Consider the following 21,341-nt stretch of genomic DNA (forward strand, 5'->3'; position numbering starts at 1 on the left):
AACCTTTATTGCTGATTTTACGTTAATAGTAGGGACAGAAAATAGTTATTCTCTTAGAGAATATATCGTCGGTTAGGTTTAAGTTAATAGTATTCCCCTCGGATTTCCGGGGGGATTTTTTTTGCATATGAGTCGTATATATTTCGTTGTTTTTATTGTATCGATATACCTGATAATCGACGTTTATGTGTTCATTGCACTGCGTTCCATTACTGAGGGGATGAACCCTGTGTGGAGAAGAGCCACGCTAATCGGTTATTGGGTGATCAGCTTGGTTTCACTTACGGGAGTCTTGTTGTATCGCCAGATTGACCCGAAGCAGCTAGGCAATCTTCGACTTTATATTACAACCTTCTTTTTTGTTCTTTTCATAGGTAAGCTGTTTTCGACCGTTTTCTTGATGCTAGAAGATATCAGAAGAGGTGTGACCTGGTTGGTTAATTTGTTTCCATTTGTCGAGGAAAAACATTCTACATCCAGATCAGATTTCATGCATAAGTCTGCTCTCATTGCTGGAGCCATACCAGTGGCCACTATGTCTTTTGGCATCATTTCTGGCGCTCACGACTACCGAGTGAGAAAAAGAGTTGTCCATTCACCGAATTTACCCAAGGCTTTTGATGGTATTAGGATTGCACAAATATCAGATATACATACAGGTAGTTTCTTCAATAAAACAGCGGTTGCCGGAGGTGTTGATCTTTTGAACGAGCAAAAACCCGACCTTGCCTTTTTTACTGGAGACCTGGTCAACAATAAAAGTGAAGAGGCTAAAGATTACCTCGATATTTTTAAGAAGGTTGGAGCTCCACTGGGTGTGTTTTCAGTGATGGGCAATCACGATTACGGTGATTATAGCAGTTGGGCTTCTCCCGCAGCAAAGCAAAAGGACATTCAAAATATTCATGAAATGCACGGTTATATGGGATATGACCTGCTGCTCAACGAGAATCGCACCTTGAAAGTAGATGGTGAAGAAATAGCTATTCTCGGATGTGAGAATTGGGGTACTGGCAGATTTGCCAAGTACGGAGATTTAAGCAAGACGATTCAGGGGACAGAAGAGCAAGCATATAAAATTCTCTTATCGCATGACCCAAGTCATTGGGATGCTCAAATCAAACCAGAGCATAAAGACATTGATCTGACTCTTTCTGGGCATACACATGGGATGCAATTTGGTGTGGAAATAGGCAACTTCCGATGGAGTCCAGTGCAATACAGGTATAAACAGTGGGCGGACCTTTATCAAGAGGGAAATCAATCATTGTATGTAAATCGTGGCTATGGTTTCATCGGGTACCCAGGTCGAATCGGTATTCTTCCGGAAATCACGATTTTGGAACTCAAAAGATCTTAGATAAGGGATGTGAATTCATCGAGTGTTATTAATACATCTTCATGTCATACGACAATAGGTGATTTTACAGGTGATTAGGTGAAAGAGGGACGCAAGTCCCTCTTTTTTTGTTTAGTAGTAATTCCGCTGAAAGGTTAATTTTCCTTCTTATCTTTTCGCCTTAATCTATGCCATGACAAAAAAACTGAATCAGATACGGCAATTTATAGAAGTCGATTTATGGAGGATACGACTTAAATCCCTCCCTAAAAGAAAGCGAATATTTTTTGGTTTTATTCGAGTGTGGGTCATTGCTATCAAGGAATTTCTTCATGACAAATGCGCGGAGAAAGCTTCAGCATTGACATATTTCTCTATGTTGTCATTGGTGCCCGTGATTGCTATGGTTGTAGCAATAGCTAATGCGTTTGGTGTCAGGGGGCTGATGGAAAAAGAACTTGCCAAATACTTCAGCGGACAGGAAGCTGTCCTTGAAAATGTGCTGCCATTTGCTGATAAAATGCTGAGTGGCTCCAGTGGTGGTATCGTAACCGGTATTTCCATTGTCTTTTTGATCTTCACGGTTATCAGACTATTGATGAACATTGAGGCAGCTTTCAATGACATGTGGGATATTAAGAAAAATAGAAGGTGGGAGCGAAAAATTTCTGACTATGTAGCTGTTATTTTGCTTGGACCTGTACTCCTCATCGTTGCCAGCAGTGCGACGATATTCGTAAAAGACACCATACAAGAATTCATCACCAGTATTGAATTTTTGGGACAACTCCGTTCTGGAATTGTTTTTCTACTTAAGCTCCTGCCGTATACCATTCTCTGGTTTTTGCTTTTTGGTCTATACCTGATTTTCCCCAACACCAGAGTTAGATTTTGGCCAGCATTGTTTGCAGGGATTGTTGCAGGTACCCTGTATCAGCTGAATCAGCAAGCTTTTATTTCGTTGCAGTTTGCATTTGCTAGGTATGATGCAATCTATGGAAGCATAGCATTTCTTCCGTTATTCCTCATTTGGTTGCAAATCAGTTGGCTTATCGTACTGTTTGGTGCAGAAATATGCTACGGTGTCCAGTACATAGATCAGTGGGAAATGAATTCAGAGAAGCTAAGGATTAGTTTAACCCACAGACGAAAACTCATGCTACTTCTTTTATATCGAGTGGTCAAGAACTTTGAAATGGGAGAGGGGCCATTTTCTTTAAACGATCTGGCAGCAAGTGTGAACATACCTAGGAGATATGTAGTGGATATTTGTTACGAATTGGAAAAATCAAAATTGATCACTCGGGTTGATGGAGATGACACGGCATACCAGCCAAGCTTTGACATAAATAAGATGGATCTCCATGCTGTATTGACCAAATATGAATCTGAAGGAATGCGAGACTTTGATCCGAGAAAATCAAAAGCATTTCAAAATATAGAGAAAGCGCTAGAGGAAATACGAAATAAATGGAAGGAAAGTGACAGCAACGTGCTGATCAAAGACTTATGATTTACGCTGCTTGAATGACCAGGTGAATTCAAACTCAGATACAATCGTTCCATCTTTCATTTTGCCTACAGTCTTGAAGGTCTCCGAGGTAGCTTCGCCTGTTTCTATGCACTTTTCTACTGCTTGAAAAGCCTTGGCGCCATCCTCGCAAGTAAAGAATACACGATCGGTCGCTTTTTTTGTAAAATTCGCCTTTAGATCAACAATGATGAATGCTACAGAAGGTTTTTGACCCGTTATGGCAAGCAGGCAAGGTGAAGCCGTTGAAAGCTCTGCTGCCATACTTTGTACGGCAAAATAGATTGATTTAAATGGATTCTTATTCAAGTTTTTGAATGGAACAGAAGTAGTACACTTGTCCTTAGTAAGCTCTCGCACCCTTAGTCCAGCAATCCAGCCCATGGGGAGACTCTTCATTAAATAGAGTGGGAACTTAAATCCGCTTGTTACCTGATCGGCAAGTTTTTGCTGTTTTGAGTTCAACTCCATCAGGCTATTTCTTTTCTTCCTTTTGAAGAATCTTGTTCTTCTCCCGATTCATAAAGAATGATTCCATCGCGCCTTCCGAAAATTTAACAAGAATGAAAAGAAGACCTAATATCCCAATACTTATGTACTTAGTTTCAAAGTACGTTTCTATGATTGGCTCGAGCAGAAGCTGTTCCAACATGAAAAGAATAACTGCAACCGTAAAAAGGATAGTTGAGGCTCGCCTTCCTACCTTTGCTTTTGCTAGTTGATCAACAGTTTCTCCAAGTTGAACATTCTTATCCTTAATTTCTTCGTTCTGCTCCCTAATCTGAAGATTGGCATTGTCAAGTTTTTTCTGTAGGCGGTCAGATACGCGGGTTATTACTTTTGCTTGGGCTACAAGCTCTTCGTATTCATCAGAAAAGGAATCTAAGTCTTCCTTGTAGATCGCATGAGTCTCAATTTTGGCTCGGAATTTCCTGAGACTATCTACCTCATCGTAATAAAGCTCGTGGTTTTTCTCCATTTAACTGTTAGCAATCACAAATCGTCTTCTTCAATTTCAAAGAAGTTAAAATCTAAATCAAGTAAGTCACTGTAGTCTTCTCCAGCCTCCATCATATCATCATCACCCTCTTCATAGTACCAATTAATCGTAATTTTTCTTCCACTATCTTCAATTCTACTTAGACGTTTGAATACATCAAATAAGCACTTAGAGGAACTTGTGTTGAAATATTCGAATGCAATATTTGCTATAAACTCAGTACCACCAGAAACAGCGTATTCATCAAGGTTGTCCAATACCCGCTGATAAAACTGAATTGAGTTTTCAGGGCTGGAGCGCCCTTTCATTTCCAGTACTCCCTCATCCGGATCAAAATTGATCAGAGGGGTGGTGCGTGTTGGTTCGATGAATACTTTTTCCATAAATCTCTCTACGGTTTGTAAGTTAATCTTTTGGTACTATCCTTCAATTCGTGGTAATCTAATTTGAAAAGTGAAGTAACTCACTTTATCTGTTACGGGCTGAAACTTATAGCGAAGCTTCTGCCCACCAGTTTTCCTTGCGATATCTATAAATCCAAGCCCTCCTGTCCCTTTATCTGAAAACTCCTGCTCTGCAAGTACTTTCTTATATAACGCTCTTAATTCATCAGCATCTACTGCATTGATGTCATCAAGTCTCTTTTGAATTTCTTTTGTCTTTCCTGCAGGAATATAATTGCCTGTTTGAAGGCTATAAAAACGTTTCCTGGCGGCTATCATGATAAGCGCCGAGTTCGAATCGTAACTGCTCACCTTCATGTCATCTGCATTAATCTCATCTAGGTGATAGTAGAGATTTTGAATGCACTCCGTAGCTACATTATAAAACTTCTTTTTCACTTTCCTGTTCTCCTCCAACTCTTCCAGTCTTTCCTCCAACGTCCCTATCATGGCGGTTACCAAATCAAAGGTTAGCTCACCCTTGAACATTAGAATAATGTTTTGATCATAAATGTTTTTATAACTCCTCAGATAATCCATATAATAAGGGTAATATTCTTTGGGCTGGAAAAGTAAGAACTTATGACTAATTAAACCAAATGTTTAAGCACCTAAAACTTAGTGGTGATTATCAATCGATTAAGGTCGCCAGCATTCCAACCCTCAATAATTCTGATTGCTAAATTATGCTATGTCTTAGACTTAAAAAGGTTAAAGCAATACTAAAAAGCAAATTAGGGTTTTCTTTACTACCTTAGTACAGGAGGTGAATGCCGAAATATGTGTAGGTATTATTGCTAGCGCATACTAACGGGAAATCGGTATAAAAATGTGATATTTCCAATAATTGTATTTTTAGCCTAGATTTGAGGGTCTTGCTAATAGGATTTTTTTTATTCTTGAGGTAAGCATGAGATTAACTAGTTATGAGATTTTAACCAACTACGTCTAAGGTATGTTAAAGAAGGATTTATATGCCAATGTCTACATTCTGACTGCATTGGTCTTGATAGGTGCGGTAGCCTATTACGTCTTTGTCTTGCAGAAAGAAATTACCAATTCATTCAATCAGGATCCTAAAGTTGTTCAGGTATCTGCCAGTCAAGCGACATTAGGTCAGCAAATTGTTAAGACTGCAATGGGAATGAGGTATGCTGAGAGCCAGGGAAATTTTGATTTTTTCAGAAATGAATTGAGGAGAGTGTATCCACAATGGCAAAAGGGTCATCAGGCATTACTGAATGGAGATGCAGATTTGAATCTTTCGCAGCCTTCACAAACAGATGAATATTTAGCACTTCAAGAGGATATTAAATTCTTATTTTTTGATATCAACTCAAATACATCAAATATTCTTGATGTTAAGTTTACGACGAACAAGTCCGATGTAAACTTCAAATCCTTGCAAAGATCATTCGAAGCCCTTGTACGAACCATTAGAAGGTATGATACAGCGGCCGATAACATTACCATCTATTTTGTAGACAGAGCACAGAATCGAGGGACAAGCCTGGGTCTTGCAGAATATGTAGGTTTTTCTATTTTCATAGGCATCTTTTTGGTGCAAGGCTTCTTCATCTTTAGGCCGCTTGTAAAATTGGCTAGTGATAACTACCTGTCTGCGAATAAGGCATTCATTAAAGTGAAAAAATCTGAGCAACAACTCAAGATCAACTTTCAGAAGCAAAAACTCATTAACAAGAAACTATTCCTTTCGAGGAAAGAACTTGAAGAGAAGAACCTCAAATTGGAAGAGTCAGAGTCTAAGTTGCTGAAATCTTCTGAAGAGCAAATCAAGATTAACGAGCGATTGATATCTGCTCAGGATGAATTGAACTTAGCCTATAAGAAACTTCAAAACTCTGAAGTTGAAATTAGGGAGTTGGCGGATAAGCAATTGCAGGATAATGAGAAACTATTCCTGGCAGAGAAAAAATTACAGTCCCTACTTGAGAACGAACAGAAATCTAAAGAGGAACTTTCCAATGCACTTAACTCCCTGAAGGGTGCTCAGTCCCAACTGGTACATTCAGAAAAGATGGCGTCTCTAGGGCAACTTACTGCAGGTATTGCTCACGAGATTAACAATCCGATTAACTTCATTTCAAGTGGTATGGTTTCACTTAAAATGTCCATTGAGGCGATGCGTGAGATTGCAGAAGAGTATACCCGAATAGATGATGGGGACAATGCGGAAGAAGTGATAGAGTCTGTGAAGGAATTGAAAGAAGAGCATGAGTACGATGAGATTGTGGATGAGCTGGATGACTTAATAAATGACATTAACTATGGTGTGACGAGAACAATAGAAATTGTGAAAGGTCTCCGAGTATTCTCTCGCCTGGATGAAGAAGAGGCTAAGAATGCGAATGTTAATGAAAACATTGATGCCACGCTTACACTGCTTAGAAATAAGACAAAAGGCAAGATCGAAATTACGAAGCACTACGAAGAAAGTATGCATGATATCGAATGCTATCCGGGGCAGCTTAATCAGGTTTTCATGAATATTCTTAACAATGCTGTACAAGCCATGCCTGAGGAGAAGAAGGATGCAGAGATAACCATCTACACGGAAGAAGCAGATAATGAAGTATATGTAAGAATTAAGGATAATGGAGTAGGTATTCCTGAAGAACTTAAAAACAGAATATGGGAGCCTTTCTTTACTACCAAAGAAGTTGGTGTAGGAACAGGATTAGGGATGTCCATTACTTATGGAATCATTGAAAAACATGGTGGAAAAATTGACCTGTCAAGTGAGGTAGGGAAAGGAACAGAATTTGTAATTACTTTGCCGAAGAAAATTACCCCAATTAAGAAGAAAGAAGATAAAGAAGTAGCGGAGAGCAATTAATCATTAACAACATTAGATTTTAAGTGAGGATGGAAGAGATTCATGACCAGCAACAGATAGACAATCCAGTAAAAAAGAAGAAATTTTCTTTGCTATATGTAGATGATGAGGCAACGAACCTAAGGGTATTTAAAGCCAACTTTAGAAAGTTCTTCAATGTTCACACCTCAACAAATCCAATAGAGGCAATTGATATCCTTAATCAGGAAGACATTCAAGTGATCGTAACAGATCAGCGTATGCCGGAGATGACAGGTACACAGTTTCTAGAAAAAATCCTTCCAGATCATCCTGATGTTATTAAAATCATTTTGACGGGTTTTACCGATATCGAAGCAATTAAGGATGGTATCAATAGATGTGGTATTTTCAAGTACATCACCAAGCCATGGAACTTTGATGAAATGAAAGGAGTGCTTGAAAGAGCCATTGATACTTATCAGCAAGCAGCGGAAAGCGAAGAACATATCAAAGAGCTTGAGGACAGCAATGTAGAGCTGGAAAATAGGGTACAAGCTCGTACGCAAGAATTAAACAAAATAAACAAGCGACTCATTGATAGTATCAGGTATGCAGGATTGCTTCAGCAATCCATGCTTCCAAACGATCGCTATTTGAGCAGGCAGTTCAAGGATCATTTCGTAATATTCGAAACCAAATACCTGTTCAGCGAGGAGTTTGTATGGACCACAAGACTGAATTTTAGATCTGAAGACTATACAGTAGTTGCGCTGATTGAGTTTGATGGAAAAGGTATTGTAGGCTCACTAAAAACACTCATTGCAGACTCGGTTCTAAACTACCTTACGCACGATCGAAAAATCTTTCATTCAGGGGAGATAATCAATGAGTTGAAGTATGAGCTCGATGCAGCGGGTTCTGACGAATTGCAATGTGACCTTAAAGTATCAGTTGCTGTTTTTGACCATAATGCAGAGACACTTCAATTTAGCGGGATCAATCAGGATATGATTGTATTCAATGGAGCTAAATCTACCTTTCTTAAAGGTGATGAAGGCGATCACTTTGAAGATGCGATCGCTGACAAAATTTCAATTGAACCAGATGCCTCTTATTACATGTACTCAAACGGGTATTATAATCAAATGAATGAAGATGGGGCACAGTTCTCTTATGAGAAATTTGAAGAGATGCTTAAGTCAATACAAGGTAAATCTATGAACGAGCAGCGTCAATTTCTGATGAATACTTTACAGACATGGAAGTCAGGTTCAAGTTTAAATGATGATATATCGATCATAGGCTTTAAACTCTAATATTTGGATGGCGACAAAGGCTAGTAGTTTTAAGAATTGGTGTGCAGAAAATATCAGTCCTCAATCATGGACTAGGATATGCCTTAAGCGTGTAGATGACATTCGAGGCAAAGGCTATACGCTGAAAGAAATGGAAGACCTCAATCCCGATATAGAAATTGACGATGAACTGATGGAATCTCTTAATGTGGCACTATCAGAACTGTATGAAATGACAGTTGACGAATCGCTTTTAGCCGCACACTAATTCATTTACTTCACCTCAAAACCTAGTACGCAGATGTCATCCGTTTGGCTGGTGTTTTTAGACCATTCACGGAAGGTCTTTTCTATCGTCTTCTTCTGCTCTTCGATGGATTCAGATGATGATTTTTCAATAAGTTTATTGAAGTTCTTAGACATGAATTTTTTATCGTGAGCACCACCAAACTGATCTTGAAAACCATCAGAGGATAGGAATATTCGATCTTTAACATCTAACTGAATAGTCTCTTTCGTGAGTTGAGCAAATACTTCTTGTTCATCTCCATCAATTCCTCCTACCATTTGTCTCGGACTCTTATATATTGTGAGTTCTTCACTTCCGTGCTTCATCAATCTTAAAGGGATTCCAGCTCCGGCATATTCCATTCTCAATGTATCTAAATCAATCACACAAATTCCGATTTCCATTCCATCCCTGTTAACTTCTTCCGTTTCTCTTTGGAGTTCGAATTTGATAACCTTGTCTAACCGAGAAATTATTTTTTTCGGGTCAATATAGTTTTGATAGTAAATGATGTTCGTGAGTTGATTACTTCCCATAATGGACATGATTGCTCCTGGGACACCATGACCAGTACAATCTCCACAAGCAACAATCATATATTCGTTATTTCCACGTCGTACTCGCTCAAACCAATAAAAATCACCCCCGATAATATCTTTAGGCTTATAGGTAACAAATGAGTCCGGAAAAACAGATTGTAATGTACTTATCGGTGGAAGTGTAGAGCGTTGGATACGTTCTGCATAGCTAATACTATCGCGTATTTGAGAAGAGACAGAAACTAACTGATTTTTCTGCATTTCGATTTGCGTCTTCTGATCTATTAGCTGCTTGTTCGTTTGTCGCTGTTCTTCAATCTGACCTATCAGACTTTGAGATGTTTGGGTCATTTGTTTGGCCAATTTGCCAATTTCATCCCTTGATCCCGTGGGTAGTTCAATGTCTAAATTGCCTTTACTCAGTTCCTCCGCTGCTTGACTCAGTTTCACGATGGGCTTCACAAAGATATTTGCGGCAACCAGCGCCAATATGATGGTAAGGACTAAGACCGGTAGCACAGTCCATAAAATCTGTTCTCTAATTTGTCTCAAAGGAGCAAAAGCTTTATCCTTTGGGATGCTAAGAATAAGCGTCCAATCATTGCCAGTGAACGATTGGTAATTAGTCTCGCTTGTCACGAAATATAGTGCGTCTTGTGTCTCCAGAAAGTTGACGCCAGGCTCTTTTAGTGAAGAAATTAATTCGTAATTGGAATATGTAGAAGTTAAAATATTTGCAGGATCAGTGTTGGAGTAAAGAACCAACCCTTTGCTGTCAATTAAGTTAATGTCTAAATTTCGAGAGGTATCTGAACTCAGAGAATACTCGCCTACAATTTTGAATAACTCATCGACTAGAATTCTACCAACAAGAACCCCTACATCAGCGTTTCCACTAGCGTTGCTAACCGTACTGGCAAAATGCATAACTACTCGCCCTACTGATTCGGATTTAGAAACCTCAACAGCCGCCTCTTGTCCTTCCTCCTGGAGTTTAGTCCAAAACAAATCATTGGGCTGTTGTTTGCCAATGGAAATGCGCTTACTATCTGCTACCCTTACTCTATCCGTATTAAACAAGGAAAACGAATAGTAAAGATTATTGAGTTGTTCAAGCTCTTGAAGCCTTCTGGTTAATTCTTCTTGATCAGTATTTATATTTTTAAAATACGGATTCTTTGCAGCCATTCTGATATCATTAAGGCGCGAGAACATGAACCTTCCAATATCAGAGCTGATTCCTTTTGACTGTTGCGTCATGCTAGCCACAATCTCCTCTTTGAGCGTTTGCTCTACCTTTTGATCTGCAAAATAGGATAATACACCTGCGGTGAATAGAACGAAAAATAAGCAAAGAATTGTAAGCTTGGCGTATATGTTCATAGGTTGGGTTTGTACATTATCTCAGTAAAAATATATCTTTTCGCATTGCTAATCTATCAGATATGCTTGAAAGTGAATAGTGCTAAGATTTCCTTTCTTGCATCAAGGCATTATCTTAGCAGTGCAAATAACACCACCAAATGAGATTTCACATATTCGCCCTAGTGATTTTGTTAGCATTTAGTATTGATGCTCAAAACCTTACGATTTATCGGAGCCCTAAATCCGTAGATGAGACTGTCGATCGATTGGTCGAAATCATAAAGAACAAAAAACTGGTTTATTTTGAAACAGTGTCACACGATAAAGTCGCAAAAGACTATGGTGTAGACATTCCGCCTACCAGAATGATCTTGTTTGAAGATCCTAATCTTATGATTGAATTGGTCTCTTGCAGACAAACTACCGCACTTGATTTACCCATGAAAATTTTGGTTTGGGAGGAACATGAAGATGTATACATTGGATTCTTTGATCCTAAAGTAATGAAGAAAAGGTTTATGCTTCAAGAGTGTGATGACATCATATCTAGTATGTCACGACTCAAAATTCGTGTGGTCAATGAAGCACTTAAGGGCGGTTAATGGGAATTGCCCACCTTACCTTATCCCATCTGAATTTTAGGGAGTCATCGGCAAAATAGAATAGCATACGCTCCTGCGTTTGATCTGCATATTTGGGAATTATCTTTAGCCTAAAGGCATCCAATGTGTCTTTATAATCATAAGATCCCCATTGATCCCATTCTTTATTGAAAATTACCACCCAATGATCTTGATTAGGAATTGTGAAGATTGAATAGCTCCCACTATCAATCTGAAAAGTGTCTATGGCCAAATCCCCAGAGATATTAATGAAAGAAGCGTTATTAGCTCCAGTTCTCCACATCTCGCCATGAGGCACCAAATAGTCGGGACCATCACCAAAGATTTTGCGTCCCTTTACTGCGGGACTGCTAAACTCGATATAGGTGGCAATACCATGCACCGTTGCACTATCGGATCGGATCGGAGAAGGCCTCTTTTGAGGGTCTGAAGAACAACTCAGCAGCATAGCAACATTCATCAGCAAGATGGACTTACTGATTGATTTTGAACGAAAAAATGTCCGAAATTGAAATTCTGCTTTCATTAGGATAGACGATAACGCACTGAGAAATAGTAGGTTACAGATTTGGGTATATTATTTGCCGGTTGAATATAAAAACTATTCATCATATGGGAATTATAGGCATTGAAATACCTCAGCTTAATGAAGAACAAGACATAGAAGTCGAAGTTCGTGTAAATGGAATAAAGAAACAATATCAATACAGAGTAGAGATTTTCCGATGGGATGATTGCCCATACCCGACGGAAGACCGTGTTGAATGTATTCGCCAATTAGTAAACGGCTATGACCAGAGATGGAATCTGGCACATATTGGATTGCCAACTGACGAGTACATCCCAGTTACTTTCAAAAAGAAGCGCTAGAACGGTAAATCATCATCTTGTGAGAAGTCCTCCTTCGCCCATTCTTGAGTGCTAGGTGGAGGGGGGGCAGCTTCAGTTGCTCCAGACTTCTTATCTATTCTCCACGCCTGCAAACTGTTGAAGTATTTTACTTCACCTTTAGGGTCTGTCCACTTTCTTCCTTTTAGGTTGAAATTAACGGTGACATCATCGCCAGCGCTTAGGTCATCCAGCTGCTCACAGTTGCTTTGAATAAGTTCAAACTTTATAAACTCTGGATACTGAGGGTTCTCCGCATATTCAAGTACAAATTCCCGCTTTTTAAAAGTATCTTTAATTGTTTGTGTATCGTACTTCTCTACGATCTTACCTTCTACTATCATGTAAATTTTTCTAAACTATTGTACAAATTTGATGGTTCAATCTGCAATTATGACAAAGTCTAAGAAATATTTCTTAATCGGAGCAATCATTTTCGTAATTATTTTGATAATTGTCGCAGTGGACATAAGCAGTAGAACGGTTGCTCCATGGGAAAAAAATACAATTGAAAAGGAAAATGGCAAAGAATAAAGTTGATATCTCTTTAATTGATCTTGAAAAGGAAAAGGAGAAGATTACTGATTTGCCTGGACTCATCGAGTATGCGCATCATGCCGGCAGTGCTATTATTAAGCCAGAAGATCGGGGGAGAATTAAAGGCAATGCTGTTGCGGCAATGCACGATCAGACCGACAGACAGTTTCATCAACTTTATGAGCAGATGCAGACTTTGATTGATCAGGCCAAGTACCTTAAAAGTAGAGTGGAGGCATCAGAAAGGATATATCAGGCCGTTGTTCCTTTTCAGCCAGTCATTGGAAAAGTGTATTACCTATATAGCAAGAAGGATGGTACAGATTTGCTTTCCATGGTGAGTCCAGATGAATGGGGGAAGAGCTTTCCTTATGAAACTTTTGAAGCTGAAGTTAAATTGCTTTCCGATCACACCTGGGAAATTATAAAAACGCCTCAATAAAGAAGAAATCATTCTACTCATCTAAGGGATGTAAGACTGATCAAGGTTTAGGAATTTCACTCTGCATCAAAGATTCAGATGGGTACTCCAATCGATTCAATGTGTGTAGCGTCTACCTTTTGTCTATTAGGTAATCATTTCTTGCTTTTGATATCCTCTACTTTTGCCCCAATCTAAATACGATTCGAACGTATTTAAAATTCAGAGAGGTATTAGTATCAAAGATTTTTTTATTTCTGACGCAACCATTTTCAGCAGAGGTGACGTTCGGGTCTAAAAAGAAGATTAAGTAAGTAGTGATGATCTCTAAAAAAAGTCGTTATTAAGAGGAACATGAGTAGGCTCACATTTTTAGTTATTTCAATCTCGATTCTTATGTATGCTTGTGAGAGTAAAGATCCTGGAATCGATTGTTCTGCTTCTGATTTGTCCATAAAAGTAGTCTCTAGCATAAAATCTGATTGCCAGAAATCGGGACAAATAGTGGTGGAAGCTTCCGGGGGAGATGGTGAATATCAATACAGTAGTGACGGTGAAAATTTTCAATCCAGTACGATTTTCGAAAACGTTTTTGCTGGACAATTTGAACTTTTAGTAAAAGAGGGATTGGGCTGTACTGCAACCGTAAGTTTTACCTTGGAATCCGAACCAACGGGTATAACACTTGATTTGGAATCGACTAATTCCGATTGCACCGTTCCTTCAGGTACAATTACAGTCTTAGCGAGTGGTGGCGTTGGGAGTTTGCAGTTTTCGCTGGATAATGGAGCATTCGGCACAGAAGCTTTCTTTGACTTTATCCCTACAGGAAATTATACCATAACAGCAAAAGATGAAGGCGGTTGTGTGGTTACTAAGTTCATTACCGTTAATTCAAAGGTTAGCTTGGAAAATGATATTATGCCGATTATCAGAAAAGATTGTGCAATATCAGGATGCCACAACGGCACTCAGACTCCTCGCTTGATTACTAACCAAGAGGTAATTCAAAATGCTACAAGAATCAAGTCCGAAACTCAAGCAACGACAATGCCCAGGGATAGAACACTGACACAATCAGAGATTGACTTGATTGCATGTTGGGTAGATGATGGGGCAAGTGATAACTAAACAAAACACAGATATGGTATGCTTAAACAGTGCTACCTCAGATACAATTGAAAATCCAAATATGAAAACCTACAACAATTAGATATGAACAAAATTGCCTTATACATATGGATCGCGTCCGTCCTTTTTTTGACAGGATGCTCGAATAATAGTGAAGAAGATATTGGGATAGATTGCAGCCAATCTGATCTTGCGGTTGCTGTTTCCTCATCCGTTGAACCAACTTGTGATACTGAAGGAAGTATTTCGGTTTTGGGCTCTGGCGGTACAACTCCCTACTCTTATAGCTTAGATGGTATCAATTTCCAGACTTCAGGCGATTTTACAGGCCTAGTTGCTGGAGCTTTGGCAATCACAGTCATGGATGCCAATGACTGTTCTTTCACACTTAATACAACTTTGAATTCAAATGGCAGTATTTCCTTAGCCATATCAACAACCAATTCGGATTGTAGTAATGATACAGGAACCATTGAAATCATTGCTTCTGATGGAGATGGAAGCTACACGTACTCAATAGATGAAGGGACTGCACAGGCGTCTAATACCTTCAGTTCTGTGGGTGTAGGAAATCATAAGATATCAGTTGCGGATGGCTCTGGTTGTGAAGTTTCTACGGATGTTTATGTAAGTTCAAATGTGAGTTTATCTGGTGATATTATGCCATTGCTATTAGCTCAATGCACTTTTTCAGGATGCCACAACGGAGATAATGGATCTGATAGAAATTGGACTGAAAAAGGGGATGTTATTGCTAAAGCAGCCAGGATTAAAGTTCGAACACAGAGTGGTTCTATGCCAAGATCTCCAGGGGTTTTGACGCAAGCCGAAGTGGATATGATCGCATGCTGGGTTGATGATGGAGCTAAAGACAATTAAAAACAAATAACAAATGAAGATATTACTATATACACTGATCCTATTGAGCGGACTTTCTGGGTTTACTCAAAGATTTAAGACCTCTGAATCATATATCAAATTTTACTCGGATGCTCCGATGGAAGATATTGAAGCCATAAACAAGTCGGCTACAAGTATTGTTGACTTAACCTCTAAGGCCATTGTAATTGTTATCCCTATTAAATCCTTCGATTTTAAAAAGGAGTTGATGCAAGAGCATTTCAATGAAAACTACCTGGAGTCTGATAAGTACCCCAATGCGACATTCAAGGGAAAAATTACTGATTGGGATGAGTCAGAAGGTGTCTCAAAAGCCACTGCGAAAGGAACACTTGAAATTCATGGAGTGACAAGAGAGGTGACTATCGAAGGTGATATTGAGAAAAGTAAAAAATCTTTGAATCTATCAACAGTCTTCAATATTCGTTTGGAAGACTACAAAGTAAAAATCCCTAAGGCAGTCTTCTATAAGATTGCGGAAGAAGTAGAAGTAACTGCAAATTTTGATTATGCTCCCTATGAAAAAGATTAGTTCGATAGTATTGTTGGTATTTTCCTTGTGCGCTGTTGGGCAAGAGCAAGAACTCTTAGAGTTGCTCGCGTCAAGTCAGGCAAGCGATAAGGGATATGCATCCGCCACCTTTAAAAGTACAAGAGTCATCAATGGTCATTCCATAGAGACTCGTTCCAATGGTACATTGGAATTTATTATCAGTCATCGCTTTGGAAAAATAAATGATGGGTATGATGGGTTCTATGGTTTGGATTTTTCAACCATAAGACTTGGACTTGAATATGGAATTACGGATGATTTGAATATTGGCCTTGGCAGGGCTTCCTTTGATAAAGTTGTAGATGCATTTTTAAAGTATCGCTTCTTAAGACAGTCTAAAGACTTCCCATTTACGGCAACCGCTTTTGCCAGTGTTGCGAGAAAAACTGTAGATCAGTTGGGACTTGAGGGGGTTGATAGAAATGCATATACCGCACAACTTTTGATCGCTCGAAAGTTCAACTCAAACTTTAGCTTACAGATTGCACCTACGATAATTCAAAGGAATTTAGTAGCTACGTTGCAGGATGATAATCTACTCATAGCGATTGGCTTGGGAGCGCGGTACAAACTGTCCAATCGAATTGCAATTGTAACTGAATATTATCCACAGTTGTCAAATAAGTCAGCGCAATTTGAAGACTCTTTTGCAGTTGGTGTTGACATTGAAACCGGTGGCCATGTATTTCAGCTCCATTTCACAAATGCAGTTCAAATGAATGAGCGTGGATTCATAGGAGAGACTACTGATAGTTTTTGGGACGGAGATGTTCACTATGGGTTTAACATTACACGAGTATTTGATCTTCGACCAAATAAGAATTAATGAGCTATTATTGACGTATTCTCTTATATTCATGGGAGAATACGAATAAATGAGAAGGCATTTTATATTTTCCATACTGGTGTTTGCTTTTGCTTTTGCTAATGCACAAGATGTCATCGTAACAACCGAAGGCGATAGCATAGAATGTAAAATCACGCAAATTTCTGATGATTTCATTGATTTTTCGGTCTTTGATAAAAGCGGAATTCTCCTTTTAAAATCGAGTTTACCGCTTTCAAAGGTTAAATATTATAACCGGATTGAAACAGGCGTGAAGGATGATACTTTACGAATCGTTGAGTTGAAGGAGGAGGATCGGATCATCTTGGAGGATTTTGAACCAGCATCATTTAGATTGACTCTCAATACTGGATATACCTATCAATTCGGAGGGTATGATGGGCTACCCAATTCTTATAAAAAACAGATGCAATCTCTTTGGAATTTTGGTGGAGAGCTTTATTATTTTTTATCTGAAAATATCGGCGTAGGAGCGAAGTACAATCATATTCGCACAGAAGCAAACGAGGATTTTGTGCCGCCCTTTAACACAGTGTTCGGGTTTTCCAGTTTAAGGGATGAGCGAATAAAATTCAGTTATATGGGTCTAGCCATAGCTTACAGGAATTTTTTATACGATGATCAGGTAGTAAACTATTTTATATCTGGCGGAATCATTAAGTACAGAACGGATGGGTTTGGAGACGGGGTTCCTTTTTATCAAGAAGGAGATACTTTTGGCGTTGCAGTGGGTGTCAGTTACGACTTCATTTTGATGAAGAGTTTCGGTTTAGGATTTGGGGCAGAAATTAACATTGCACGATTGTCCGAACTTGATAATAATGGAGCAATGGTGCTTGCAGATTTTAGCTTGACCAGGGTTGACGTAACCATGGGTATCAGGCTATTTAAATAAGTTAGTAGAAAAACAGTCTGTAGCTTAAATACTTGCACGAACCGCGAAAACAAAGTTTCGACCAGGAGCACTAATCCCAGATGAGTAAGGTCGGTAATGCTTATCCATGATGTTTTCTACGCCGGCATTGACGTTTACATGTTCGCTCACTTGGTAGCTTGACTTCAGATTAAGCGTATACCAACCGGGGGTACCCGAAGCGGTATATAAATAAGGCTTTCTATCAATTTCTGAAGAAGGAATGTCTTCTCGATTTCTATTGCCATTGTATTCAATGTAAAATTCAGAGCGAAGTTTCTTCTCTTGAAAGGTGATGGCTGCTTTTCCAAAGACTGGTGTTGTGTGTCTGAGCGGTTCATCGTTGGTAATGTCTTTGCCCCCTGTATAACTGATGGTTTTTGATACGGCCCAATTGTCAGCTAATTCGGCTGTCAATAGAAGGCTACCTCCATATATTTCAGCATCACCTGCGTTTACTTTCGAAAAGACATCCAAGGTTTGACCATCAATTGATGTTGTACTGAATCCATTGAGTGTAAAAGGTCCATCTACTATTGCATCAAACAGTCGACTATGGAAAGCCACTATTTTAAACAATATTTTTTCTGTTTTACGCTGGTAGGCCAGCTCGTTACTGAGTGAGTATTCAGGTTTTAATGATGGGTTGGGCACAACAAGACTATTGCCAACATCGAATACCTTCCCAACATCGTCTACGTTAGGTGACCTAAACCCTGTGGAGATATTGTAACTTATTTTATTGGTCTCATTGAGATTGATGGCCAGTCCCAAAGACCCATTGATTGCAGAATTTTTTAAATCCAAATTCGCGACACTATTGGACAAAGCCTGAGTGTTGGTGGTTGCTGCCGTAAGACTGATGGTATTTAGCCTAAGGCCAGTATTGATTGTTACCTGATCTGTCAATTTGTACACAAAACTCCCGTACAAAGCTACAGAGGTGAAGTCGCTGCCTCCATCCGGATATCTACTACCCGTAGAGGTAACTTCATTCGTTTCCAGGTTCTGCCTATAGGCTTCCGATTTCACATCATTTCTGTAGAAATCAAAGCCGTAGTATAAATTGGACCTCAGATATTCTTTATCAAAGTCAACGGCTATGGAGTACATGTCAACAAACTCTGATCTAGTGCGCAAGCGATCATCTCCAAAGTCTCTATCATTTCTACTTTCTTTAAATTTTTGATAAGCTAGGGTCACCCGAGCTTGATCAAAAAATGCATTGCTATTGTAGACGTTTAAGCGCACATTATGCATCTGCCATTCTTGCGGCCCATAGTACCATTCAGCGGCACTTAATGAATCAATTCCAGGAGCGATTGTCTCTATTAGGTTATCATACCTGGGAATGTCTGATGTGGTGCTATAATAAAATCCGTAGCTTATATCTGCACTAGGGCTGATTCGGTACTTTACCTTGGATACGGTATTGAACAAGTTGTATCCTGAAAAGCGTTGAATGTCAATGTCATTGTTTCTTACAAGCTGATCTTCACCATTGATTCGTTGCACATAGAATTTCCGTTCAAACTCACCAACGTATCCGCCAGAACGCCTTCTTCCTGCGCGTAGATCATCAAATCCTGTGAATGATGAAGAATGGAAGAAAGTAAATTTTTGCTGCCCCAGAGCAATGTCGATATGTCCGGTTTTTTCATTAGCGGCGGTACTGTAGCGCGCCAGTGCGTTTGCGGAAATATCAGTCACACCATCTGTGGACCATTTAGGTTCGATCGTGTGAAAATCCATAACACCTCCAAGTGCATCACTACCATAAACAACGGACCCAGGACCAAAGATCACTTCAGAGCTTTCCAGTGCATTTGGATCTATGTTGATGATGTTTTGAAGATTGCCACTTCTAAAGATGGCATTGTTCATTCGGACACCATCGACTACTAGCAAAACAGAATTTGCGGCAAACCCTCTAATCTTGGGAGAACCTCCGCCTAACTGACTCTTTTGCACGAAAACCTGACCTGAATTAGCCAGTAAATCCGCTGAGGTTTGAGGGTTTTGAAATTGTATCGTCTTTTTGTTTATCGACATTATTTTCTGAGAAACACTTTCTTCTGCTTGTTCCCACTTGTTGGCGGATATCACAACTTCATTGAAAGACATGATTTTTTCCTTTAGCGAAATTTTTATATTGCTACCTAGATATGCAACCGATTGCAGGTAATAGGAGGGGTGCTGGAAAAAAAGTAACCCGCGAGGAAATGCTGAAATGTCTGCTAATCCCTTTTCATTAGTGTATGAGATGTCCTCTTTGTTTTCGTGGTAAATGAAGACATCAACTACTGGCTTTCCTGTAGCCTCATCTATGACGAAGACATTTTGCGAAAAGGAAATAGTTGAGGCAAGAAGAAGAAGAAAGGTAATCTTATGATTAAGTCTCATTCAGTCATTAATTTCGGATGCGAATTTCACATTTTAATGCAAAAATTGAGCCGTTCATGCCAATAATAAAATCAAAATACAGCAAGAGGCCCTGGTATTTTTTGAATGGTCACTTCGAAACGATCGTTCCTTCATTGTTTTATGACGCTGGAGCCATTCCTTATGAGCGTGAACGGTTGGAGTTACCTGACGGTGATTTTCTGGATTTGGACTGGATTAGAGAGGGGAATAAGCGCTTGATTGTGTTGAGTCATGGTTTGGAGGGAAGTTCTGATAGACATTATATCAAACGTCCCGCAGCGTTCTTTTCAAAGAAAGGGTGGGATATTCTGGCATGGAACAATAGAAGTTGTAGCGGAGAGATGAATCGTTTGCCTCGATTTTATCATCATGGAGCTACTGAAGATATTGCAGCTGTCATCGAGCGGGGTTTTGTTGAAGGCTATGAAGAAGTTGTCTTAATGGGATATTCCATGGGAGGAGGGATGCAACAGAAATACTTGGGGGAGCGTATGCCGGACGAACGTATAGTAGGAGCTATCTCATTCTCGGTTCCGTGCAACGTGCAGAACAGCGCTGATATGCTAAAAATCGGAGCAAATAAGATTTATGAAAACCGCTTCATCTCTAAACTCAAAGGGAAAGTCTTGGAAAAATCAGAGAAGATGGAAATGCCCGTAGACCTTGACGTAGTAAGGAAGGTGAAGAACTTTAAAGAGTTGGATGAAGCTTTCACATTGAAGGTTCATCCAGAGTACAAGGATGCGAATGATTTTTATACCAGAATCACCAGTGATCAGTTTCTATCAAATATCAAAATTCCGTTACTCATTGTAAATGCGGTCAATGATCCGATGCTTGGAGAACCTTGTTATCCCGTTGATCTGGCAGAAAAGAGCAAAAATATTTACCTGGAAATGCCTAAGAAAGGTGGTCATGTTGGTTTTACAATCCCTGGTAGCAGGTGGAGCTACATGGAGTTGGCTTCTGAAAGATTCATAGATGAAGTTATTTTTTCTCCTCAAACTTTAGCGAAGCACCATTGATGCAGTATCTGAGTCCTGTTGGTGCTGGTCCATCAGGAAATACGTGACCCAGGTGTCCGTCACAACGGGCACACAATACCTCTGTACGCACCATACCATAAGCACGATCGTCTTCTTCTGCCACGTTTACTTCATTGATGGGTTCGTAAAAAGAAGGCCAGCCAGTACCAGACTTGAATTTCGTGTCTGACGTAAAGAGTGGGAGAGCGCAAGCATTGCACACATAGGTTCCTTCTTTCTTATTGGAGAGGAGTTCACTGGTGAACGCACGCTCAGTTCCTTTTTCTCTGAGTACATAGTACTCAAAGTCCGAGAGTTGCTTTTTCCATTCAGATTCAGTCTTTTCTATTTTTTTGAAAGGGAGGTCTTGCTTTTTGGCAGTTTCCTTTGCTGGTTGTTGCTGAGCACAGGAAAATGAGGCAATTGATATTGCAATAACGGCGATTAAGTTTTTCATGTA

General features: G+C 39.4%; 24 protein-coding genes. 15 read left to right on the forward strand and 9 right to left on the reverse strand.

The annotated features are described in order from the left end of the window. Positions 1-127: 127 nt before the first annotated feature. Complete coding sequence (locus tag ABJF57_RS20125; protein WP_462235051.1) at positions 128-1,360, forward strand: metallophosphoesterase; 1,233 nt, start codon at positions 128-130, stop codon at positions 1,358-1,360. Between the two features lie 172 nt (positions 1,361-1,532). After that, entirely contained in the window at positions 1,533-2,852 is a 1,320-nt protein-coding gene (locus ABJF57_RS20130) for a YihY/virulence factor BrkB family protein (protein ID WP_462235049.1), read from the forward strand. Here ABJF57_RS20130 and ABJF57_RS20135 read toward each other — a convergent pair. Genes ABJF57_RS20135 through ABJF57_RS20150 form a run of 4 tightly spaced genes read right to left on the reverse strand, consistent with a single transcriptional unit; the run spans position 2,847 to position 4,853 of the window. Further along, the gene (locus ABJF57_RS20135) at positions 2,847-3,341 is read right to left on the reverse strand and encodes a thioesterase (protein ID WP_462235047.1); all 495 of its coding nucleotides are present in this window, start codon (positions 3,339-3,341) and stop codon (positions 2,847-2,849) included. The genes ABJF57_RS20130 and ABJF57_RS20135 overlap by 6 nt on opposite strands. Positions 3,342-3,345: 4 nt before the next feature. After that, positions 3,346-3,849, reverse strand: coding sequence for a hypothetical protein (locus tag ABJF57_RS20140; protein WP_462235046.1), 504 nt, complete (start codon positions 3,847-3,849; stop codon positions 3,346-3,348). 14 nt (positions 3,850-3,863) lie between these two features. Next, on the reverse strand, positions 3,864-4,253 hold the full coding sequence (locus ABJF57_RS20145; RefSeq protein ID WP_462235045.1) for a DUF1987 domain-containing protein: 390 nt from the start codon (positions 4,251-4,253) through the stop codon (positions 3,864-3,866). A gap of 36 nt (positions 4,254-4,289) precedes the next feature. Further along, positions 4,290-4,853, reverse strand: a complete 564-nt coding sequence (locus tag ABJF57_RS20150; RefSeq protein ID WP_462235043.1) for a SiaB family protein kinase — start codon at positions 4,851-4,853, stop codon at positions 4,290-4,292. Between the two features lie 415 nt (positions 4,854-5,268). Here ABJF57_RS20150 and ABJF57_RS20155 point away from each other — a divergent pair, with 415 nt between their 5' ends. The 3 genes from ABJF57_RS20155 to ABJF57_RS20165 are packed head-to-tail and all read left to right on the forward strand — an operon-like array spanning position 5,269 to position 8,694. Continuing rightward, a complete protein-coding gene (locus tag ABJF57_RS20155; protein WP_462235041.1) occupies positions 5,269-7,170 on the forward strand; it encodes a sensor histidine kinase in 1,902 nt (633 codons plus the stop codon). A 29-nt stretch (positions 7,171-7,199) separates the two neighbouring features. Then, complete coding sequence (locus ABJF57_RS20160; RefSeq protein ID WP_462235039.1) at positions 7,200-8,447, forward strand: response regulator; 1,248 nt, start codon at positions 7,200-7,202, stop codon at positions 8,445-8,447. 7 nt (positions 8,448-8,454) lie between these two features. Next, the gene (locus tag ABJF57_RS20165; RefSeq protein ID WP_462235038.1) at positions 8,455-8,694 is read left to right on the forward strand and encodes a hypothetical protein; all 240 of its coding nucleotides are present in this window, start codon (positions 8,455-8,457) and stop codon (positions 8,692-8,694) included. A 5-nt stretch (positions 8,695-8,699) separates the two neighbouring features. On the opposite strand, the gene ABJF57_RS20170 is transcribed toward ABJF57_RS20165, so the two are convergent. Then, positions 8,700-10,637: a SpoIIE family protein phosphatase gene (locus ABJF57_RS20170; RefSeq protein WP_462235036.1), complete on the reverse strand. Its 1,938-nt coding sequence runs from the start codon at positions 10,635-10,637 to the stop codon at positions 8,700-8,702. A 140-nt stretch (positions 10,638-10,777) separates the two neighbouring features. Here ABJF57_RS20170 and ABJF57_RS20175 point away from each other — a divergent pair, with 140 nt between their 5' ends. After that, positions 10,778-11,221, forward strand: a complete 444-nt coding sequence (locus tag ABJF57_RS20175) for a DUF302 domain-containing protein (RefSeq protein WP_462235034.1) — start codon at positions 10,778-10,780, stop codon at positions 11,219-11,221. Here the strand turns inward: ABJF57_RS20175 and ABJF57_RS20180 are convergent. Next, complete coding sequence (locus ABJF57_RS20180; protein ID WP_462235032.1) at positions 11,208-11,768, reverse strand: DUF2911 domain-containing protein; 561 nt, start codon at positions 11,766-11,768, stop codon at positions 11,208-11,210. The genes ABJF57_RS20175 and ABJF57_RS20180 overlap by 14 nt on opposite strands. An 86-nt stretch (positions 11,769-11,854) precedes the next feature. Here ABJF57_RS20180 and ABJF57_RS20185 point away from each other — a divergent pair, with 86 nt between their 5' ends. Beyond that, entirely contained in the window at positions 11,855-12,112 is a 258-nt protein-coding gene (locus ABJF57_RS20185; RefSeq protein ID WP_462235031.1) for a hypothetical protein, read from the forward strand. On the opposite strand, the gene ABJF57_RS20190 is transcribed toward ABJF57_RS20185, so the two are convergent. Further along, positions 12,109-12,474, reverse strand: coding sequence for a DUF3127 domain-containing protein (locus ABJF57_RS20190; protein ID WP_462235029.1), 366 nt, complete (start codon positions 12,472-12,474; stop codon positions 12,109-12,111). The genes ABJF57_RS20185 and ABJF57_RS20190 overlap by 4 nt on opposite strands. 49 nt (positions 12,475-12,523) lie before the next feature. Between ABJF57_RS20190 and ABJF57_RS20195 the strand changes: the two genes are divergently transcribed. The 7 genes from ABJF57_RS20195 (at position 12,524) to ABJF57_RS20225 (ending at position 17,414) form a co-directional block, all read left to right on the forward strand. Beyond that, positions 12,524-12,664, forward strand: coding sequence for a hypothetical protein (locus tag ABJF57_RS20195; RefSeq protein WP_462235028.1), 141 nt, complete (start codon positions 12,524-12,526; stop codon positions 12,662-12,664). Next, on the forward strand, positions 12,651-13,109 hold the full coding sequence (locus tag ABJF57_RS20200) for a DUF2452 domain-containing protein (protein ID WP_462235026.1): 459 nt from the start codon (positions 12,651-12,653) through the stop codon (positions 13,107-13,109). Before ABJF57_RS20195 ends, ABJF57_RS20200 begins: the two co-directional genes overlap by 14 nt. Positions 13,110-13,442: 333 nt before the next feature. After that, the gene (locus ABJF57_RS20205; protein ID WP_462235024.1) at positions 13,443-14,219 is read left to right on the forward strand and encodes a hypothetical protein; all 777 of its coding nucleotides are present in this window, start codon (positions 13,443-13,445) and stop codon (positions 14,217-14,219) included. An 84-nt stretch (positions 14,220-14,303) separates the two neighbouring features. Then, complete coding sequence (locus tag ABJF57_RS20210) at positions 14,304-15,098, forward strand: hypothetical protein (RefSeq protein WP_462235022.1); 795 nt, start codon at positions 14,304-14,306, stop codon at positions 15,096-15,098. 13 nt (positions 15,099-15,111) lie between these two features. Further along, on the forward strand, positions 15,112-15,651 hold the full coding sequence (locus ABJF57_RS20215; protein ID WP_462235021.1) for a YceI family protein: 540 nt from the start codon (positions 15,112-15,114) through the stop codon (positions 15,649-15,651). Then, positions 15,638-16,498, forward strand: a complete 861-nt coding sequence (locus ABJF57_RS20220) for a DUF5777 family beta-barrel protein (protein WP_462235019.1) — start codon at positions 15,638-15,640, stop codon at positions 16,496-16,498. Before ABJF57_RS20215 ends, ABJF57_RS20220 begins: the two co-directional genes overlap by 14 nt. A 49-nt stretch (positions 16,499-16,547) precedes the next feature. After that, positions 16,548-17,414 carry a hypothetical protein gene (locus tag ABJF57_RS20225; RefSeq protein WP_462235018.1) on the forward strand — a complete coding sequence of 289 codons (867 nt, stop codon included), beginning with the start codon at positions 16,548-16,550 and terminating at the stop codon, positions 17,412-17,414. Positions 17,415-17,438: 24 nt separating this feature from the next. Here ABJF57_RS20225 and ABJF57_RS20230 read toward each other — a convergent pair whose 3' ends face one another. Further along, the gene (locus tag ABJF57_RS20230) at positions 17,439-19,835 is read right to left on the reverse strand and encodes a TonB-dependent receptor (RefSeq protein ID WP_462235017.1); all 2,397 of its coding nucleotides are present in this window, start codon (positions 19,833-19,835) and stop codon (positions 17,439-17,441) included. A gap of 56 nt (positions 19,836-19,891) precedes the next feature. Between ABJF57_RS20230 and ABJF57_RS20235 the strand changes: the two genes are divergently transcribed. Beyond that, positions 19,892-20,881 carry a YheT family hydrolase gene (locus ABJF57_RS20235; RefSeq protein WP_462235015.1) on the forward strand — a complete coding sequence of 330 codons (990 nt, stop codon included), beginning with the start codon at positions 19,892-19,894 and terminating at the stop codon, positions 20,879-20,881. Here the strand turns inward: ABJF57_RS20235 and msrB are convergent. Next, positions 20,844-21,338: a peptide-methionine (R)-S-oxide reductase MsrB gene (gene msrB / locus ABJF57_RS20240; RefSeq protein WP_462235013.1), complete on the reverse strand. Its 495-nt coding sequence runs from the start codon at positions 21,336-21,338 to the stop codon at positions 20,844-20,846. The two genes, ABJF57_RS20235 and msrB, sit on opposite strands and share 38 nt — an antisense overlap. Positions 21,339-21,341 lie beyond the last annotated feature (3 nt).

Source organism: Ekhidna sp. (assembly GCF_039940915.1).
GTDB lineage: Bacteria > Bacteroidota > Bacteroidia > Cytophagales > Cyclobacteriaceae > Ekhidna.

Excerpts from the sequence above, each read along its gene's own strand:
- ABJF57_RS20125 (WP_462235051.1), top strand. The coding sequence starts at position 128 with ATGAGTCGTATATATTTCGTTGTTTTTATTGTATCGATATACCTGATA.
- ABJF57_RS20130 (WP_462235049.1), top strand. The coding sequence starts at position 1,533 with ATGACAAAAAAACTGAATCAGATACGGCAATTTATAGAAGTCGATTTA.
- ABJF57_RS20135 (WP_462235047.1), bottom strand. The coding sequence starts at position 3,341 with ATGGAGTTGAACTCAAAACAGCAAAAACTTGCCGATCAGGTAACAAGC.
- ABJF57_RS20140 (WP_462235046.1), bottom strand. The coding sequence starts at position 3,849 with ATGGAGAAAAACCACGAGCTTTATTACGATGAGGTAGATAGTCTCAGG.
- ABJF57_RS20145 (WP_462235045.1), bottom strand. The coding sequence starts at position 4,253 with ATGGAAAAAGTATTCATCGAACCAACACGCACCACCCCTCTGATCAAT.
- ABJF57_RS20150 (WP_462235043.1), bottom strand. The coding sequence starts at position 4,853 with ATGGATTATCTGAGGAGTTATAAAAACATTTATGATCAAAACATTATT.
- ABJF57_RS20155 (WP_462235041.1), top strand. The coding sequence starts at position 5,269 with ATGTTAAAGAAGGATTTATATGCCAATGTCTACATTCTGACTGCATTG.
- ABJF57_RS20160 (WP_462235039.1), top strand. The coding sequence starts at position 7,200 with ATGGAAGAGATTCATGACCAGCAACAGATAGACAATCCAGTAAAAAAG.
- ABJF57_RS20165 (WP_462235038.1), top strand. The coding sequence starts at position 8,455 with ATGGCGACAAAGGCTAGTAGTTTTAAGAATTGGTGTGCAGAAAATATC.
- ABJF57_RS20170 (WP_462235036.1), bottom strand. The coding sequence starts at position 10,637 with ATGAACATATACGCCAAGCTTACAATTCTTTGCTTATTTTTCGTTCTA.
- ABJF57_RS20175 (WP_462235034.1), top strand. The coding sequence starts at position 10,778 with ATGAGATTTCACATATTCGCCCTAGTGATTTTGTTAGCATTTAGTATT.
- ABJF57_RS20180 (WP_462235032.1), bottom strand. The coding sequence starts at position 11,768 with ATGAAAGCAGAATTTCAATTTCGGACATTTTTTCGTTCAAAATCAATC.
- ABJF57_RS20185 (WP_462235031.1), top strand. The coding sequence starts at position 11,855 with ATGGGAATTATAGGCATTGAAATACCTCAGCTTAATGAAGAACAAGAC.
- ABJF57_RS20190 (WP_462235029.1), bottom strand. The coding sequence starts at position 12,474 with ATGATAGTAGAAGGTAAGATCGTAGAGAAGTACGATACACAAACAATT.
- ABJF57_RS20195 (WP_462235028.1), top strand. The coding sequence starts at position 12,524 with ATGACAAAGTCTAAGAAATATTTCTTAATCGGAGCAATCATTTTCGTA.
- ABJF57_RS20200 (WP_462235026.1), top strand. The coding sequence starts at position 12,651 with ATGGCAAAGAATAAAGTTGATATCTCTTTAATTGATCTTGAAAAGGAA.
- ABJF57_RS20205 (WP_462235024.1), top strand. The coding sequence starts at position 13,443 with ATGAGTAGGCTCACATTTTTAGTTATTTCAATCTCGATTCTTATGTAT.
- ABJF57_RS20210 (WP_462235022.1), top strand. The coding sequence starts at position 14,304 with ATGAACAAAATTGCCTTATACATATGGATCGCGTCCGTCCTTTTTTTG.
- ABJF57_RS20215 (WP_462235021.1), top strand. The coding sequence starts at position 15,112 with ATGAAGATATTACTATATACACTGATCCTATTGAGCGGACTTTCTGGG.
- ABJF57_RS20220 (WP_462235019.1), top strand. The coding sequence starts at position 15,638 with ATGAAAAAGATTAGTTCGATAGTATTGTTGGTATTTTCCTTGTGCGCT.
- ABJF57_RS20225 (WP_462235018.1), top strand. The coding sequence starts at position 16,548 with ATGAGAAGGCATTTTATATTTTCCATACTGGTGTTTGCTTTTGCTTTT.
- ABJF57_RS20230 (WP_462235017.1), bottom strand. The coding sequence starts at position 19,835 with ATGAGACTTAATCATAAGATTACCTTTCTTCTTCTTCTTGCCTCAACT.
- ABJF57_RS20235 (WP_462235015.1), top strand. The coding sequence starts at position 19,892 with ATGCCAATAATAAAATCAAAATACAGCAAGAGGCCCTGGTATTTTTTG.
- msrB (WP_462235013.1), bottom strand. The coding sequence starts at position 21,338 with ATGAAAAACTTAATCGCCGTTATTGCAATATCAATTGCCTCATTTTCC.